This window comes from Microbacterium sp. NPDC064942, from assembly GCF_049545525.1.
GTDB lineage: Bacteria > Actinomycetota > Actinomycetes > Actinomycetales > Microbacteriaceae > Microbacterium > Microbacterium gawkjiense.
In genome coordinates, this window is sequence record NZ_JBMWDR010000004.1 from 1 (window position 1) to 15,861 (window position 15,861).

A 15,861-nucleotide genomic window follows, 5' to 3' on the forward strand; every position below is an offset into this window, starting at 1 on the left:
GCCACCCGCTACGACAAACTCGCAATCACCTACCGGGCCGCTGTCATCCTCAACGCCGTCATCGCCTGGACCCGGCAATTGTCAGACATGCCCTAACTGCGATCCGCCTCGTCAGTGCTGCACCCACAACGGGGTAAGTCCCGTGGGATCAGAGTGACGACGCCACGCTGGTCTTCCTCACATTCGGCACGCCCGGCCCGGCGGCTCTCCTCCCGCGGCCAGACCGAGACCAGTAGCTTCGTTCCGACCCGTGCAGCAGAAGGTGCTGCCCGTGGCGCCGGCGGGCCGGACTTGAGATGTAGACAGGTACGCAACTGTTCAGATACCTCGAGATCTCTCCAGGACCGCCCGGATCCGTCGAAGCCCGGTCGCGTATGCTGGCTATCACCACCACCGGAGTGAAGCCGAGGGGCAAGATTCCGGGAATTTTGGGCATCCGCGAGACCATCCGGGCCTGTGGCGCAGGTGGTAGCGCGCCTGCAGGGCATGCAGGGGGCCAGGGGTTCGAGTCCCCTCAGGTCCACCAAACACCCCGGTTCGCCGGGGTGTTCGTGTTTCCGCATGGCGCGTGACGGGCGGGATGCCACCATGGTGCGCATGACCCGGGGAACCCGATGAACACTCCCCTGCCCTCGACGCTACGGCTGATCCTGATGAGGCCGCGCGATCCGCACGAGCCGGGGCGGGCGGCATCCTCTCTCAAGTTGCTTTTCGATCTCGTGTTCGTCGTCGCGGTGAGCATCTCGGCGGATCAGCTCCACCTCACGCTCGCGGAGGATCGCGTCCTCGACGGCGTGATCAGCTACGCAGCCGTGTTCTTCAGCATCATCCCCGTCCCGATCGCGTTGACCGCCGTCATCCTGGCAGGGGTCGTCGCCGTCCTGGTCTGGCGCTCGCCCGTCGCGTCGAGCCGGGAGGTATCAGAGCCCGTCGTCTGAGTCCGGGTCGTCCTGCGCGAGCTGCGCATCGACGGTGAGGTCACCGTCCTCGGGGACGTGGAACCGCTCGTCGGGGTCGACGGCCGCCCCGTTGTCGGATGCGCCCTCGGGGGCGGGCGGGAGGCCCTCCTGTTCACCGCCGATGAAGCGGTCGAGCTCGGGGGAGTGCGAGGTGCTGTCAGCGCTCACGATGATCCTTTCGACTCCGCCAGTCTCGCGGCGCAGGCGACGAGGGTCGAGGGCTTGACGTCGGCGTCGATGCCGACCGCGTGCCCTCTGACGTTCGACGCTCGCGGTGAGTAACCTCGTGCCTGGCTCCGCCCTCGCGGAGCTGAGAACGGAGAAACGATGAATTTCTTCCAGAGGCTCGGCCGGTCGCTCATGCTGCCGGTGGCCGTCCTTCCCGTCGCCGCGATCCTGTCCGGTATCGGCTATTGGATCAAGAACGCCAACGGCGGCGCCGACAACATCGGCTCCGCGTTCCTGAGCGCGGCCGGCGGCGCGCTCCTGGACAACCTCGCCCTGCTGTTCGCCGTCGGTGTCTCGATCGGGATGGCGAAGAAGTCCGACGGCACCTCCGCCCTCGCCGGCCTCGTCTCGTGGCTCACCGTGACAACCATGCTGAGTCCGGCCACGATGGCGGCCCTCACCGGAGCCGCGGTCGAGGACGTCGACCCCGCGTTCACGAAGATCCAGAACGTGTTCGTCGGCATCATCTGCGGCCTGATCGGGGCGTGGTGCTACAACCGCTTCAAGGACACGAAGCTGCCGGACGCGCTGTCGTTCTTCTCGGGCAAGCGCTCCGTCGCCATCGTCACTGCGGGGCTCTCGCTGGTCCTCGCGATCGTGCTCATGTTCGTGTGGCCGTTCGTCTACGGAGGCCTCGTCGGTTTCGGCGAGTGGATCGTCACGCTGGGGCCGGTGGGCGCCGGTATCTACGGATTCTTCAACCGGCTGCTCATCCCGCTCGGGTTGCACCACGCGCTCAACTCCGTGTTCTGGTTCGACGTCGCGGGCATCAACGACCTCAACAACTTCCTGCAGGGCTCCGGCGGGGACGGTGTCTATGGCGTCACCGGGCAGTACATGACGGGCTTCTTCCCCATCATGATGTTCGGCCTGCCAGGCGCGGCGCTCGCGATGTACGTGACCGCCACGACGACCCGGCGCAAGGTGGCCGCCGGCATCCTGCTCTCGGGAGCCATCTCGTCGTTCTTCGTCGGCGTCACCGAGCCGCTCGAGTTCTCGTTCATGTTCCTCGCGCCGTGGCTGTACCTCATCCACGCGGTGTTCATGGGCATCTCGCTGTTCGTCTCGGCGATCCTCCCGGTGCGCATGGGCTTCGGCTTCTCGGGCGGATTCATCGACCTTGTCCTGGGGTGGGCGAATCCGCTCGCCGAGAACCCCTGGATCATCCTGATCATGGGACCGATCTGGTTCGCGATCTACTTCGTGGTCTTCCGCTGGATCATCCGACGGTTCGATCTCAAGACGCCCGGTCGCGAGGACGACGACGCGCTGGAGGACGAGGGGACGGATGCCGCGCCGCGCGGCGACTTCCATGCGACGGCGGAGCGGTTCGTCGAGGCCCTGGGCGGTCGCGAGAACATCGTCGAGCTCGACAATTGCGCGACGCGTCTGCGCATGGAGATCGCTGACGTCGCGCGGGTCGACGACGCCGCCCTCAAGCGCGCCGGTGCGGCGGGGACGATCAAGCCGGGTGGGCACTCCGTCCAGGTCGTCTACGGACTCAACGTGCAGTTCGTGAAGGACGCCATGGAGGATGTCATCGCGGGTCGCTCCGCATCCGCGGCGCCGGCGTCGTCAACGGGCACGATCGCCGCGCAGGCGACGCGGGCGCCGGACGTCGTGCGACTGCGTCAACCTGTCGCCGGTCGTGTGCTGGCGCTGGCGGAGGTCCCCGACGAGATGTTCGCGAGCGGCACGATGGGACCGGGGGTGGCGATCGATCCGAGCGGCGACGTCATCGCCGCACCGGAAGACGCCACCGTTGAGAGTGTGTTCCCGACCGGGCACGCGATCGGTCTGCGCCTCGACGACGGGACGGAGCTGCTGATCCACGTCGGGATCGACACCGTCGCGATGGAGGGCGACGGATTCGAGACACTCGTGACCGCCGGTCGGCGCGTGACGGCGGGTGAGCCGCTGGTGCGCTTCGACCGGGCGAGGATCGTGGCCGCGGGGCTCTCGCCGATCACGCCGATCGTCGTCCTCAACAACCCGGCGGCGCGCGTCGAGCTCGGGTGAGACCGGGGTCAGCCGATCCGTGCGAGGAGCGCCGCACGGATCGGCTGCGCCCTCGCCGTGAACTCGCGCTGGGCGGCGACGTAGTCCGCCTTCCCTTCGGGTGTCTCGACGGGGACCGCGCTGTACCCCCACCCGGTCAGATCGTAGGGCGACGCACGCATGTCGAGTTCCCGGATGTCGCGCGCGAGCTCGAACGCATCGAGCATCAACTCGCCGGGCACGAGCGGCCCCAGTTTCACGGCCCACTTGTAGAGATCCATGCCTGCGTGCAGACATCCCGGCTGTTCCATCTGCGGCTGCGTCTCCCGCGTCGGGGCGAAGCGGTTGCGGGGCACGGCGTCGGGCGTGAAGAACCGGAACGCGTCGATGTGCGTGCACCGCACATCGTGCGCCTCGACGACGGCATCCGTCCCCTCCGCACCGAGTCGGAGGCGGACCGGATGCCGCGTGTCCCGGTCGCGGTACACCATCGCCCACTCGTGCATGCCGAAGCAGCCATACGATGCCGTGCGGCCCAGGGCGCCCGCGAGGATGCCGCGGATCGCTCGGACGAGCGGGCGTTTCTCGGTGAGGAACGCCTCGGTGTCCGCGCCGACGACGCCGCCCTCGGCGCGGTACCACCGCCAGGCCGCGTGGGGTGCGTCGGCCGCGTCGTCGAGCGCGACGTCCCGCCCGGGATGCCACCGCCGCAGCAGGGAGGGTTTGTACGAGTAGTACGTGTACAGGAAGTCGTCGACGGGATGCGTCTCGCCGCGCGCCGCCCGCTGACGGCGCCCGGCGGTGAGCGCATCCGTGCGGGCGGCGTGCGCCCGCATCCGCTCGGTCCAGTCGGACCGGTCGAGCACGGTCGCGGTGGCGGTCGTCACGAGCGGGTCAGACGGGCTCGATGAGGTCGGGCGAGTCGTTGCGGACGTTCCCGACGGCGTTCGAGACGACATGGTCGGTCAGGCCGGCGACCACCTGGTCCGCGGCGTCGACGGCCGCGTCGAGCAGGTCGCCCACGTTGTCGACCTCGGTGTCGAGCCAGGCGTCGGCGAAGTCGGCATCGAGGAACAGCGGCATCCGATCGTGGATGGAGCCGAGCGGATCGATGGCGGCGCGCGTGAGGATGGTGAACGAGAGCAGCCAGCGGCTCGGATCGTCCTCGGCCTTCGCGGGATCCTTCCACCATTCGTAAAGCCCGGCGAACAGCAGGGGCGAGCCGTCGGCGGGGTGGATGAAGTAGGGCGTCTTGCCCTCGTCGGTGGTCTGCCACTCGTAGTAGCCCGTCGCCGGCACGATCGCGCGGCGCTTGATGAGGGCCTGCCGGAACATCGGCTTGTCCTCGAGTTCCTCGGAACGCGCGTTGAACGCCCGCGCACCCACCTTGACGTCCTTCGCCCACGACGGCACGAGACCCCACCGCGCCGGCTCGAGGCGCCGCGTGGGCGGATCGGTCTTGGCCGAGTCGAGGACGATCGCTACCTGCGACGTGGGAGCGATGTTGTAGGACGGCGCCGGGAGGTCGTCGCTCTCGACGTCGACGCGCAGCACGCCGACGAGCTCGGAAGCGACATTCGCGACGACGAAGCGACCACACATGTCGGACAGCCTAGGAGGAGGGGGGGACATCGCGGACGATGTCGACGTCCGTCAACCGTTCCAGCAGTTCCGCCCCGTCATCGCCGGTCACCCACGGCACCCCGGCGGCGCTGTGATCGTCGACCGCCGTGCGGCCACCCGCGAGGACCGCTTCCGCCGGTGTCAGCCGCCGGATCGCGACCGCCGCGACCTGTTCGGGATGCTGGATCGTGAACTGCGTATAGATCTCATCGTCGTGCTGCCCGTCGTCGCCGATGAGGAGCCAGTCGATGTCGGGGAACTCGTCGGCCAACCGGCGAAGGCTCTCCTGCTTGTGCAGCTTGCCGCTGCGGAACCAGCGGTCGTGCGTCGGCCCCCAGTCGGTGAGGAGCATCGCGCCCATCGGGAACAAGTGCCGCCGCTGGAACCGGACGAGCGTCGGCGCGACGTTCCAGGCTCCCGTCGACAGGTACAGGACCGGCGACCCGGGGTTCTCGCGGGCGAGCCGTTCGAGCAGCACGGCCATGCCGGGCACCGGCTGCCGGGCGTGCTCGTTGAGGACGAAGGAGTTCCACGCCGCCACGAAGGGGCGGGGGAGGGCCGTCACCATGACGGTGTCGTCCACGTCCGAGATGATGCCGAATCGGATGTCGTCCCCGACCACGAACACGCGCGCCTCGACGGGCTCGGCCTCCTCGACCCGCATCGTGACCGTCTGCCATCCGGGCGGCAGCGTGGCGGGCAGGACGGCGTCGATCACGCCGCCGCGGTCGGCGGTGACCTCGTGCGGCACACCGTTCACGGTGACGGTGACCGTCGCGTGTGCAACCGGGACCGATGCGAAGCTGCGCCATCCGCGCACGCCCGCGTAATCGCCGCGTTCGCGCCTCTTGTCCTTCGGGGGGATGAGGACCCTGCCGAGCACCCGCACCCACTGGGTGCTCCCGTACCCCGGGAACGCGGCGACGGTCGCCGTCCGCCCGCGTGCGCGGGCGCGTTTCTCGCGCCACGCGTGGAACCTGTACTCCAAGCGCGCGAGCCAGAGCACCTTCATCGGGGGCGAAGCGGGGGAAGCCATCGCTTCAGTCTTTCACGTCGTCGGCGTCGACTCCGGCGGGCTCCTCCTCGGCGAGGTGACGGGCCTCGCGCGCGCTGATGACGCGCTTCGCGACGTAGACCAGCAGGAGGAACGCCGCGATCACGCCGACGAACAGGTACCCCGCGTAGTGCAGGTTGTCGGAGAGCTCGCGGTAGCCTTCGGCGGCCGCCGCCGCCACCGAGACGTAGGCGACGGACCACACGGCGCACGCGGGCACGGTCCAGGCGAGGAAGCGCCGGTAGGCGAAGCCGCTCATCCCGACCGTCAGCGGCACCAGGGAGTGCAGGACGGGCAGGAACCGCGACAGGAAGATCGCCGGCCCGCCCCGCCGCCGCAGGTACAGCTCGGCGCGCGCCCAGTTGCGCTCACCGATGAGCCGGCCGACGCGGGAGAAGCGGATGCGGGGACCCAGCCAGCGGCCCAGGGCGAAGCCGATGCTCTCGCCCGCCAACGCTCCGATGAGGACCGCCGCGACGAGCCACGCGCCCTCGGGGAAGGTGTCGACCGCCGTGCCGGCGACGATCACGATCGAGTCGCCGGGGACGATCAGACCGACCAGAACGCTCGTCTCGAGCATCATGGCGACGCCGGCGACGATCGTCCGCACGACCGGGTCGACAGCCTGAACGGTGCCGAGCAACCAGTCGAGGATCTCGTTCACGACCTCAGATTATCCGCCGTCTACCCTGAAGGGATGTCGAGTGACCTGCCGCACCGCGTCCTCTCGGGGTGGGTCGATCCTGCGGTCGCGTTCACGGGGCTGTTCGCGGCGGGCGACGCCTTCTGGCTCGACGCCGGTCCGGACGCGTCCGACGGATGGAGCTGGGTGGGCAGCGGCATCCCGTCGTCCTCTCCACGCGACGTGATCGTCGCGGGCAGCGGTGACCGCGCCGCGGGGCCGTTCCGCGGCGGCTGGGTCGGATGGGCCGGGTACGACGCCGCGGCGGCCCGGGCGGGTGCGCCGGCCGCGGTCGACGCGGGCCCGGAAGAACTCTGGCTGCGCGTCGAGCGGATGCTGGGGTTCGACCACTCCTCGCGTCGTGTCCTCGCCTTCGCCCCGGCCGATCGGTTGGCCGCGTTCGTGTCCGAAGTCGAATCGGTCGCCGAGTCGCCGCTGCCGTCGGTCGGTCCTGCTCCACAGGTCGAGGTCACCGTGCGCCACGAGCCGGGGGAGTACGCGGAACTCATCGAGCAGTGCCGGGACGAGATCCGCGAGGGGCGCGCGTATCAGCTGTGCCTGACGACGCGGTTCGAGACGGCGGCATCCGTCGATCCCGTGCACACCTACCTGCGGCTGCGCGCCGCGACGCCCGCCCACCACGGCGGGTTCATCCGCAGCGGCGGGTGGGCGCTCGCGAGCGCGTCGCCGGAGCAGTTCCTCGCCGTGGACGACGGGATCGTCCGCACTCGCCCCATCAAGGGAACGCGCCCGCGATCCGCGGAGGCGGAGCGCGACACGGCTCTCGCGGCGGACCTGCGCGCCAGCGTCAAGGAGCAGGCCGAGAACGTGATGATCGTCGATCTGATGCGCAACGACCTGCAGCGGGTCTGCGTCCCCGGGTCGGTGGCGGCGGAACGGCTGCTCGAGGTGGAGTCGTACCCGGCGGTGCATCAACTGGTGAGCACGGTGGCGGGTCGGCTGCGCCCCGGGACGACCGTCGGCCAGCTGTGGGATGCCGCGTTCCCGGCGGGGAGCATGACGGGCGCGCCGAAGCTGTCGGCCATGCAGATCCTGCACCGGCTCGAGGCCGCGCCGCGCGGGGTGTTCTCGGGATGCTTCGGGTGGATCGGCGACGACGGCGGGGTGGACCTCGCCATGGTCATCCGCTCGATCGTGGTCCATCCGGACGGCGCGTACGTCGGCGCCGGAGGGGGGATCACCTGGGGGTCCGTCGCCGCGGATGAGGTCGCGGAGGTGGGGATCAAGGCCCGGGCACCGCTCCGCGCCTTGGGGGCGGACCTGCCTCCGGGCTGGTGAAAGTCCCGGTCCGCTAGGCTGAAACGGCGCTTTCGCGCGCCCTCCCGACTTTGCACGATTGGTTCACCGTGTCCTCCAGCACCTCCCACGACGCATCGACTCCCGAGCAGACGAGCTTCGACTCCCGCGCCATCCAGACCAAGTGGCAGACCCGGTGGGCGGAGGCCGACCCCTTCAAGGCGGGCGGCGACGAGGACACCCGACCGCGCAAGTACGTGCTCGGCATGTTCCCCTACCCCTCGGGCGACCTGCACATGGGGCACGCCGAGAACTACGCCTACGTCGACGCGGTCGCGCGGTTCTGGCGCCACCGCGGCTACAACGTCCTGAACCCGATCGGCTGGGACTCCTTCGGCCTGCCCGCCGAGAACGCGGCCATCAAGGGCGGTGCGGGCTCGGATCCCCGCGAGTGGACGTACAACAACATCGCCCAGCACAAGGTCAGCTTCCGCGCGTTCGGGTCGTCCTACGACTGGAGCCGCGTGCTCCACACGAGCGACCCCGAGTACTACCGCTGGAACCAGTGGCTGTTCCAGCGCCTGTTCGAGCGCGGTCTCGCGTACCGCAAGCAGAGTGCCGTCAACTGGTGCCCCAACGACCAGACGGTGCTCGCCAACGAGCAGGTCGTCGACGGTCACTGCGAGCGGTGCGGGTACGAGGTCGTCAAGAAGAAGCTGACGCAGTGGTACTTCAAGATCACCGAGTACGCCGACCGTCTGCTCGATGACCTGAATCAGCTCGAGGGCTTCTGGCCGCACAAGGTGCTGCAGATGCAGCGCAACTGGATCGGCCGTTCGGTCGGTGCGGACATCGACTTCGAGATCGAGGGGCGCGACGAGAAGATCACGGTCTTTTCCACCCGTCCCGACACGCTGCACGGTGCGACCTTCATGGTCGTCGCCCCCGACTCCGACCTGGCTGCCGAGCTCGCCGAGGGCGCCTCGCCCGAGGTGCAGCAGCGCTTCCGCGACTACCTCGACACGGTGCAGAAGACGAGCGAGATCGAGCGGCAGACCGCCGACCGTCCCAAGACGGGTGTCTTCCTCGACCGCTTCGCGATCAACCCGATCAACGGCGAACGTCTGCCGATCTGGGCGGCGGACTACGTCCTCGCCGACTACGGCCACGGCGCCGTCATGGCCGTGCCCGCTCACGACCAGCGCGACCTGGACTTCGCCCGCGCGTTCGACCTTCCGGTGAAAGTCGTCGTCGACACGACGGCGCCGGTCACGGGCGCCATCCCGGTCATCGAGGTCGACGAGGACGGTGTGCCGATCGGTGATGACCTCGAGTCGATCGACCCCGCCCGTACCGGCACCGCGCTGACGGGCGACGGGCGCCTCATCAACTCGGGTTCGCTCAACGGTCTCTCCAAGCGCAACGCGATCGCGCGCGCGATCGAGGAGCTCACCGCAGCGGGCACCGGTCGGGCCGCGAAGACCTACCGCCTACGCGACTGGCTGATCTCGCGCCAGCGCTTCTGGGGGACGCCCATCCCGATGATCCACACCGAGGACGGCCGCATCGTGCCCGTCCCCGACGAGCAGCTGCCGGTCGTGCTGCCCGACGCGAAGGGTCTCGACCTGAAGCCGAAGGGTACGTCGCCGCTGGGCGGCGCGACCGAGTGGATGACGACGGTCGACCCCGAGACGGGGGAGCCGGCGCTCCGCGACGCGGACACGATGGACACGTTCGTCGACAGCTCGTGGTACTTCCTGCGCTTCCTGGCGCCGAACGGGGCGACGGAGCCGTTCCCGACGGCCGAGGCATCCAAGTGGGCCCCGGTCGACTCGTACATCGGCGGCGTCGAGCACGCGATCCTGCACCTGCTCTACGCACGGTTCATCACGAAGGTCCTCTTCGACATGGGCCTCGTCGACTTCACCGAGCCCTTCACGAGCCTCATCAACCAGGGCATGGTGCTCCTCGACGGCTCGAAGATGTCGAAGTCGAAGGGCAACCTGGTCGAGTTCGCCTCGAGCATGGACGACCCGGGCGCGGATGCCGTCCGCGTCGCGATCGCCTTCGCCGGGCCCGTCGAGGACGACATCAACTGGGAGGACGTCTCGACGACGGGTGCCCAGAAGTTCCTCGCGCGCGCCCTGCGGATCGCCGCGGATGTCGCGAGCCCCACGGATGTCGTCTGGGCCGAGGGCGATGCCGCTCTGCGCCGCGTCACGCATCGCCTGTGGGCCGATGTCGTCGGCCTCGTCGAGCAGTCGAAGTTCAACGTCGTGGTCGCGCGCCTCATGGAGCTCGTCAACGCGACCCGCAAGACGATCGACTCGGGCGCCGGTGCGGCCGACCCGGCGGTGCGCGAGGCCGCAGAGGCCGTGGCGATGGTCCTGGACCTGTTCGCCCCGCACACCGCGGAGGAGATGTGGGAGATCCTCGGCTACGAGCCGTTCGTCGGTGTGGCGCCGTGGCGTCAGGCCGACCCGACGCTCCTCGTCGAGGAGTCCGTCACGGCGGTCGTCCAGGTCAACGGCAAGGTGCGGGGCACCCTCACGGTCCCGGCGAAGATCTCGGGCGAGGAGCTCGAGCAGCTCGCGCGCGCCGACGAGAAGGTCCGCCGCGCGATCGGCGACAAGGAAATCACGCGCGCCGTGGTGCGGGCGCCGAAGGTCGTCAGCTTCACCGTCGCGTGAGTCCGGCCGCGGGCTGACCGCGGCGCGATGCGCAGATTCGGATATCGTTCGCGGGACCTCATCCGACTGCGACGATTCCTCCACGACACGGGAACCGTGGTAGCCGTCCACGGCTGACGGGCGGCGGATGATCGCGCGCGTGGCCGCGGGCGATCCTCGACGCATGGGTGCGCAGACGGTGCCGGTGTCGCGTCGCCGGCTGGGGATCGGTGCCGCCGTCGCCCTCGTGGTCGTGGTCGCGGCGGTCACGATCGCGATCGGCATCGTCCGGACCGGGGCGGAGGCTGCGGTCGAGACGGTGCCGGATGCCGTGTCCGAGACCGTGGCCCCCGCGACCGTTTACGTGCACGTGTCGGGCGAGGTCGCCGAGCCCGGGTTGTACCGGCTCGACGAGGGCGCGCGTGTCGTGGATGCGGTCGCCGCCGCCGGGGGATTCACCGATGCGGCATCCCGCGAAGGCGTCAACTTGGCGCGACCCGTCAGCGACGGCGAACAGCTCGTGGTTCCCGCCGAGGGGGAGGTGGGATCGGATGCCGCAGGTGCGCCGGCGCCCGAGGTCGACGGTCGCGTGAACCTCAACACCGCGGACCTCGCGGCCCTCGACACCCTGCCGCGCGTGGGTCCCGCGATCGCGCAGCGGATCCTCGACTGGCGCGAGGACAACGGCCGCTTCACGAGCGTGGACGACCTGCTCGCGGTTCCCGGCATCGGGGAGAAGATGCTGGCCTCTCTCCGCGACCTGGTCACGGTGTGAGCGTCCGGACGGCGCGGCGCCGCGACCTGCGTCTGCTCCCGGTCGCGGGCGCGGCGTGGGCGGGTGCGGGGGCCGCGATCACGTTCCCGGAGCACGCGGTCGTGTGGGCGGTCGTCCTGTGGGGCGTCGCCGTCGCGTTCCTCGGTGTCGCGCTGCGGCGCGCGAGACCCACCGTGCTCGCCCTCGTCGCGGTCTCCCTCGCCGTCGCGGCGGCCGCGGCATCCCACGTCGCGCTCGCGCAGCCGGCGCGGGACGCGCTGGCCGGTCTCGAGGTCGACGGGGGCCGCAGCGTCACGTTCGAGGTCGACGTCGTCGGCAAGGTGGAGCGCTCCGCCGCGGGGTACCGCTTCGATGCGATCACGCGGTCCGCGACCGTCGGCGATGACGACCGGGCCGTGTCGGCCCCCGTCGTCGTCCGCGCGCCCGAGCGTGCACCGGGTCTCGACTTGGGCGCTCGCGCGACGGTCACGGGCACGGCGTTCCGGGCGGACCCCGGCGACCGTGCGGTGCTCGTCGTCGAGGCATCCGCCCTCGTCGTCGACCGGCCTCCCTCGGGCCCGTTCGGCGTGGCCGCGACGTTGCGCACCGGTCTCGTGTCGGCCGTCGACGGGCTGCCCGATCCCGGCGCCGGCCTCGTCCCCGGACTCGCCGTCGGCGACACCTCGGCCGTGAGCGACGAGCTCGACCAGCAGATGAAGGCATCGTCGCTGTCCCACCTGACCGCGGTCTCCGGAGCGAATTGCGCGCTCGTGGTCGGGATCGCGTTCGGTATCGCAGCGCTCTGCGGGGCGCGGCGCGGCATCCGCGTCGCAGCCGGGCTCGTGACGCTCGTCGCGTTCGTCGTCCTCGTCTCGCCGGAGCCGAGTGTCGTCCGAGCGGGCGCGATGGCCGCGATCGCGATGCTCGGCCTGCTGCTCGGGCGGATCGGCGCGGGTGTCTCAGTGCTGTCGGCGTCGGTGTGCCTGCTCCTCGTGCTCGATCCGTGGCTCGCGGCATCCCTCGGGTTCGCCCTCTCGGCCGTCGCGACCGGATCCTTGCTGCTGTTCGCGGGACCGCTTGCCGACGGACTGTCGAGGTGGATGCCGTCGCCCGCCGCACTCGCGCTGTCGGTGCCGCTCGCCGTGCAGCTGGCCTGCGGGCCGCTGCTCGTGCTCATCGAGCCGACGGTTCCCCTCGTCGGGGTGCTCGCGAACCTCCTGGCGGGTCCCGCCGCGCCCGCGGCCACGGTGCTCGGCCTGCTCGCCTGCCTCGCGTTGCCCGTTCCGGTCCTCGCACAGGGGCTCGCGGCGATCGCCTGGCTGCCCGCGGCCTGGATCGCAGGGACGGCGGACCTCGCCGCACGCCTGCCCGGGGCATCCCTGCCCTGGCTCGAGGGGATGCCGGGGCTCCTCGCACTCGCCGGGACGGGAACAGCGATCGGGGCGGTGATCGCGGCGCGGCATCCCCGTCTGCGGCGCGTGGCGGCGTGGACTCTCGCCGCCGTCGTCCTCGCGGTCGTGGCCGCCGGCCCCGTGCGCACACTGTTCGACCGCACACGCGTGCCGGACGAGTGGACGATCGCGGCGTGCGAGGTCGGGCAGGGTGACGCGGTCCTCGTGCGCGACGCCGCTTCCGTCATGCTCATCGACACGGGCCCCGAGCCTGCGGCGTTGGCCGGATGCCTCGACCGCTTCGCGATCGACCGCGTCGACATCCTCGTGTTGACCCACTTCGACATGGACCACCGCGGCGGCGCCGGCGCAGTGCTCGGGCGCGCCGACCTCGTCCTGCACGGTCCGGTCCCCGATGCGGAGGCCGCGGACCTGCTCGCGCGCTTCGCCGCGCGCGGCGCCCGGACGCAGGAGGTGTCGGCCGGCCAGAGCGGCGCGCTGGGGGAGTGCCACTGGCGCGCGCTGTGGCCGAAGCCGCGCGATCCGGTCTATCCCGCCGGGAACGACGCGAGCGTCATCATCGACGTGACCGGATGCCGCGTCCCCGACGCGATCTTCCTCGGCGACCTGTCGGCTCAGCCGCAGCGCTCCCTCGCGGCGACGGGCGCCGTCGATCGCCGCTATTCCGTCGTCAAGGTCGCCCACCACGGCAGCGCCGACCAGGACGCCGGCCTGTACCGCGATCTCGACGCTCGCGTCGCCCTCGTCACCGTGGGCGAGAACACATACGGCCATCCCCGGGACGAGATCCTCGATCTCCTGCACGAGGAACAGGCGACCGTCGCGCGCACCGACATCTCCGGCGACCTCGTCGTCTGGCGCGACGACGCCGGCCTGCGCCTCTGGCGCTCGCGCGAGGGCTGACGCTCCCGTCACCGTCCGCCGCCCTCGGTAGGCTGGACACCATGCCGAGCCCCCGTCGTCCCGCCGCGAAGACGACGAAGTCGGCGATCCCGCAGATCTCCTGGCGGGCGCCGCAGCCGGCACCGGTCGTGCTCGTCTCCGGTCCCGAAGAGGTCTGCGCCGAGCGGGCGACCGCCGGCATCCGCGATTACCTGCGCGCCGAGGATCCGAGTCTCGAGGTCACCGACGTCCGCGCCGACGACTACGCGCCCGGCACGCTGCTGGCCGTTTCGTCGCCGTCGCTGTTCGGCGAGCCGCGGCTCGTCCGGGTGTCGGGGGTCGAGAAGTGCTCCGACGCCTTCCTCGCCGAGTCGATCCGCTACCTCGAGGCGCCGCAGGACGGCGCGACGATCGTCCTCCGCCATACCGGCGCGAGCGTCCGCGGCAAGAAGCTTCTCGACACGATCCGCGCGGGCGTCGGCGGCGGTGTCGAGATCGCCTGCCCCGCCGTCAAACGCGACTCCGACCGCTTCGACTTCGCCGCGGGCGAGTTCCAGGCCGCGAAACGACGCATCGCCCCGCCCGCCCTCCGTGCCCTCGTCTCGGCGTTCTCGGACGATCTCACCGAGCTCGCGGCCGCCTGCCAGCAGCTCATCTCGGACGTCGAGGGCGACATCACCGAGCAGGTCGTCACCCGCTACTACGGTGGTCGCGTCGAGACCACCGCGTTCGCCGTTGCAGACACAGCCATCGCGGGTCGCTACGGCGACGCCCTCATCACCCTCCGGCACGCTCTCGCCTCGGGCGCCGATCCGGTCCCGATGGTCGCCGCCATCGCGTCGAAGCTGCGCACCATGGCGCGCGTGGCCGGCTCCCGCGAACCGTCCGGCGCCCTCGCCGCGCGCATCGGAATGAAGGACTGGCAGGTCGACCGGGCCCGCCGCGACCTCGCCGGCTGGACGGAATCGTCGCTCGGCATCGCCATCCAGGCGGCCGCGCGAGCGGATGCCGAGGTGAAGGGCGCCTCGCGCGACGCCGTCTTCGCGGTCGAGCGGCTCGTCACCGTCGTCGCGACGCGCGCGCCCTACGGCGCCTGAGACCACGCCCGGGAACGACGAAGGCCCGCCCCCAGGGGGACGGGCCTTCGGAAGAGTTGCGGCTCAGAGAGCGGCGACCTGCTTGGCGATCGAGGACTTGCGGTTGGCCGCCTGGTTCTCGTGGATGACGCCCTTGCTGACGGCCTTGTCGAGCTTCTTGGTGGCCTTGAGCAGCGCCTTCTCGGCAGCGGCCTTGTCGCCGGCCGAGATGGCCTCACGGGTCTGACGGACGACGGTCCGCAGCTCGCTCTTCACGGCCTTGTTGCGCTCGCGGGCCTTCTCGTTGGTCTTGTTGCGCTTGATCTGCGACTTGATGTTCGCCACGTTCGACGTATCTTTCGTTCGGAGTTATCGGTTGGAAGTGCCGGCGACAGAAGAGGGCTGTCACGCAGCGGTCGTGTGAGGGAGGAACCCACACGCAAGCCAAAAACCGATTCTATCAGGTGCGCGCCTCATCCCGAAGTCGGCCGGTCCCGCGCCATCGTCGCCAGCGCCAGGTCCACGATCGCGTTGAACACACGGGGCCGCATCGCGGTGACGAGATGGGATGTCCGGGGCACGACGATGAGCTCCGCCTCGGGCTTGAGCTTCGTGAACAGGCGCTCGTTGAGCCGCAGCTGGTCCCACTGCCCGTTCACGAACCACATCGGGACCGAGATCCGCTGCAACGCGACCACGAGATCGAGGACCGACAGGCTGCGCAGAGCGATGTCCTGCGTGTCGTACGCGTAGCCGCCGGCGCCGAAGTCCGCCCGCGTCTCAGGTGGGAGCGTCCGGTCGAGCACGAGGTCGGCGAGCGGCTGACCGCGTCGGGGCAGGCGATCGAACCCCCGCGCCAGTGCCCGATAGATCGCGAGGCCGGCGCCGCGGGGGATCGACGTGCAGCCGGCGGCGATGAACGCATCCACGGGCGGGGGCTCCTCACGGCCCATGTACTCGATCGCCACGAGCCCACCCATCGAGTGCGCGACCAACAGCACGGGGCCGCGGGCCGCGGCATCCCTCACCGCGGTGTCGATCGTCTCGAACGCGCCGTCCAGCGTGAACGTCTCGCTCATCCGGCGACCGTGCCCCGGCAGGTCGACGGCGATCGCGCCGACACCCGCCGCGGCGAGATGCTCCACCTGCGCGCGCCACATCGTCGCGGAAGTCCGGATGCCGTGCACGAACACCACCTGAGGCGTCATCCCCTCAGCCTACGAATCCGGAGACCCTTCGACGCGAAAACGGGGGCGGATCCATGGAT

At 70.5% G+C, this 15,861-nt stretch carries 14 protein-coding genes, 1 tRNA gene and 1 pseudogene; 9 read left to right on the plus strand and 7 right to left on the minus strand.

Annotation, left to right across the window (positions count from 1 at the left end; all coding sequences use genetic code 11):
• The 3 genes and pseudogenes from ACPEH2_RS08445 to ACPEH2_RS08455 form a co-directional block, all read left to right on the plus strand.
• A pseudogene (locus tag ACPEH2_RS08445) lies at positions 1-96 on the plus strand (IS5/IS1182 family transposase); the annotation flags it as partial.
• Between the two features lie 354 nt (positions 97-450).
• A tRNA-Ala gene (locus ACPEH2_RS08450) sits at positions 451-526 on the plus strand.
• 88 nt (positions 527-614) lie between these two features.
• The gene (locus ACPEH2_RS08455; protein ID WP_254632211.1) at positions 615-938 is read left to right on the plus strand and encodes a hypothetical protein; all 324 of its coding nucleotides are present in this window, start codon (positions 615-617) and stop codon (positions 936-938) included.
• On the opposite strand, the gene ACPEH2_RS08460 is transcribed toward ACPEH2_RS08455, so the two are convergent.
• Positions 921-1,127: a hypothetical protein gene (locus ACPEH2_RS08460; RefSeq protein ID WP_217531482.1), complete on the minus strand. Its 207-nt coding sequence runs from the start codon at positions 1,125-1,127 to the stop codon at positions 921-923. The genes ACPEH2_RS08455 and ACPEH2_RS08460 overlap by 18 nt on opposite strands.
• 159 nt (positions 1,128-1,286) lie before the next feature.
• Between ACPEH2_RS08460 and nagE the strand changes: the two genes are divergently transcribed.
• Complete coding sequence (gene nagE / locus ACPEH2_RS08465; RefSeq protein WP_423718580.1) at positions 1,287-3,206, plus strand: N-acetylglucosamine-specific PTS transporter subunit IIBC; 1,920 nt, start codon at positions 1,287-1,289, stop codon at positions 3,204-3,206.
• An 8-nt stretch (positions 3,207-3,214) separates the two neighbouring features.
• Here the strand turns inward: nagE and ACPEH2_RS08470 are convergent, their stop codons facing one another.
• The 4 genes from ACPEH2_RS08470 to ACPEH2_RS08485 are packed head-to-tail and all read right to left on the minus strand — an operon-like array spanning position 3,215 to position 6,526.
• Positions 3,215-4,021: a 3-methyladenine DNA glycosylase gene (locus ACPEH2_RS08470; protein ID WP_423718628.1), complete on the minus strand. Its 807-nt coding sequence runs from the start codon at positions 4,019-4,021 to the stop codon at positions 3,215-3,217.
• A gap of 58 nt (positions 4,022-4,079) precedes the next feature.
• A complete protein-coding gene (locus ACPEH2_RS08475; protein ID WP_217531479.1) occupies positions 4,080-4,787 on the minus strand; it encodes an SOS response-associated peptidase in 708 nt (235 codons plus the stop codon).
• A gap of 10 nt (positions 4,788-4,797) precedes the next feature.
• Positions 4,798-5,844 (minus strand): App1 family protein, encoded by a 1,047-nt coding sequence (locus ACPEH2_RS08480; protein WP_359918883.1) that lies wholly within the window; start codon positions 5,842-5,844, stop codon positions 4,798-4,800.
• A gap of 4 nt (positions 5,845-5,848) precedes the next feature.
• The gene (locus ACPEH2_RS08485; RefSeq protein ID WP_217531477.1) at positions 5,849-6,526 is read right to left on the minus strand and encodes a DedA family protein; all 678 of its coding nucleotides are present in this window, start codon (positions 6,524-6,526) and stop codon (positions 5,849-5,851) included.
• A 33-nt stretch (positions 6,527-6,559) separates the two neighbouring features.
• Between ACPEH2_RS08485 and ACPEH2_RS08490 the strand changes: the two genes are divergently transcribed.
• The 5 genes from ACPEH2_RS08490 to holA all read left to right on the plus strand — a co-directional run bounded on the left by ACPEH2_RS08490 (position 6,560) and on the right by holA (position 14,615).
• Positions 6,560-7,843 (plus strand): anthranilate synthase component I family protein, encoded by a 1,284-nt coding sequence (locus ACPEH2_RS08490; protein WP_423718581.1) that lies wholly within the window; start codon positions 6,560-6,562, stop codon positions 7,841-7,843.
• A gap of 68 nt (positions 7,844-7,911) precedes the next feature.
• A complete protein-coding gene (gene leuS, locus ACPEH2_RS08495) occupies positions 7,912-10,491 on the plus strand; it encodes a leucine--tRNA ligase (protein ID WP_423718582.1) in 2,580 nt (859 codons plus the stop codon).
• A 163-nt stretch (positions 10,492-10,654) separates the two neighbouring features.
• Positions 10,655-11,245, plus strand: coding sequence for a ComEA family DNA-binding protein (locus tag ACPEH2_RS08500; protein WP_359918877.1), 591 nt, complete (start codon positions 10,655-10,657; stop codon positions 11,243-11,245).
• Positions 11,242-13,539: a ComEC/Rec2 family competence protein gene (locus ACPEH2_RS08505; protein WP_359918876.1), complete on the plus strand. Its 2,298-nt coding sequence runs from the start codon at positions 11,242-11,244 to the stop codon at positions 13,537-13,539. Before ACPEH2_RS08500 ends, ACPEH2_RS08505 begins: the two co-directional genes overlap by 4 nt.
• A gap of 41 nt (positions 13,540-13,580) precedes the next feature.
• Complete coding sequence (gene holA / locus ACPEH2_RS08510) at positions 13,581-14,615, plus strand: DNA polymerase III subunit delta (protein WP_423718584.1); 1,035 nt, start codon at positions 13,581-13,583, stop codon at positions 14,613-14,615.
• A gap of 63 nt (positions 14,616-14,678) precedes the next feature.
• On the opposite strand, the gene rpsT is transcribed toward holA, so the two are convergent.
• Both rpsT and ACPEH2_RS08520 read right to left on the minus strand, forming a co-directional pair.
• Entirely contained in the window at positions 14,679-14,939 is a 261-nt protein-coding gene (gene rpsT, locus ACPEH2_RS08515; RefSeq protein WP_064002194.1) for a 30S ribosomal protein S20, read from the minus strand.
• Positions 14,940-15,067: 128 nt separating this feature from the next.
• Positions 15,068-15,802: an alpha/beta fold hydrolase gene (locus ACPEH2_RS08520; protein WP_217531472.1), complete on the minus strand. Its 735-nt coding sequence runs from the start codon at positions 15,800-15,802 to the stop codon at positions 15,068-15,070.
• Positions 15,803-15,861: the final 59 nt, after the last annotated feature.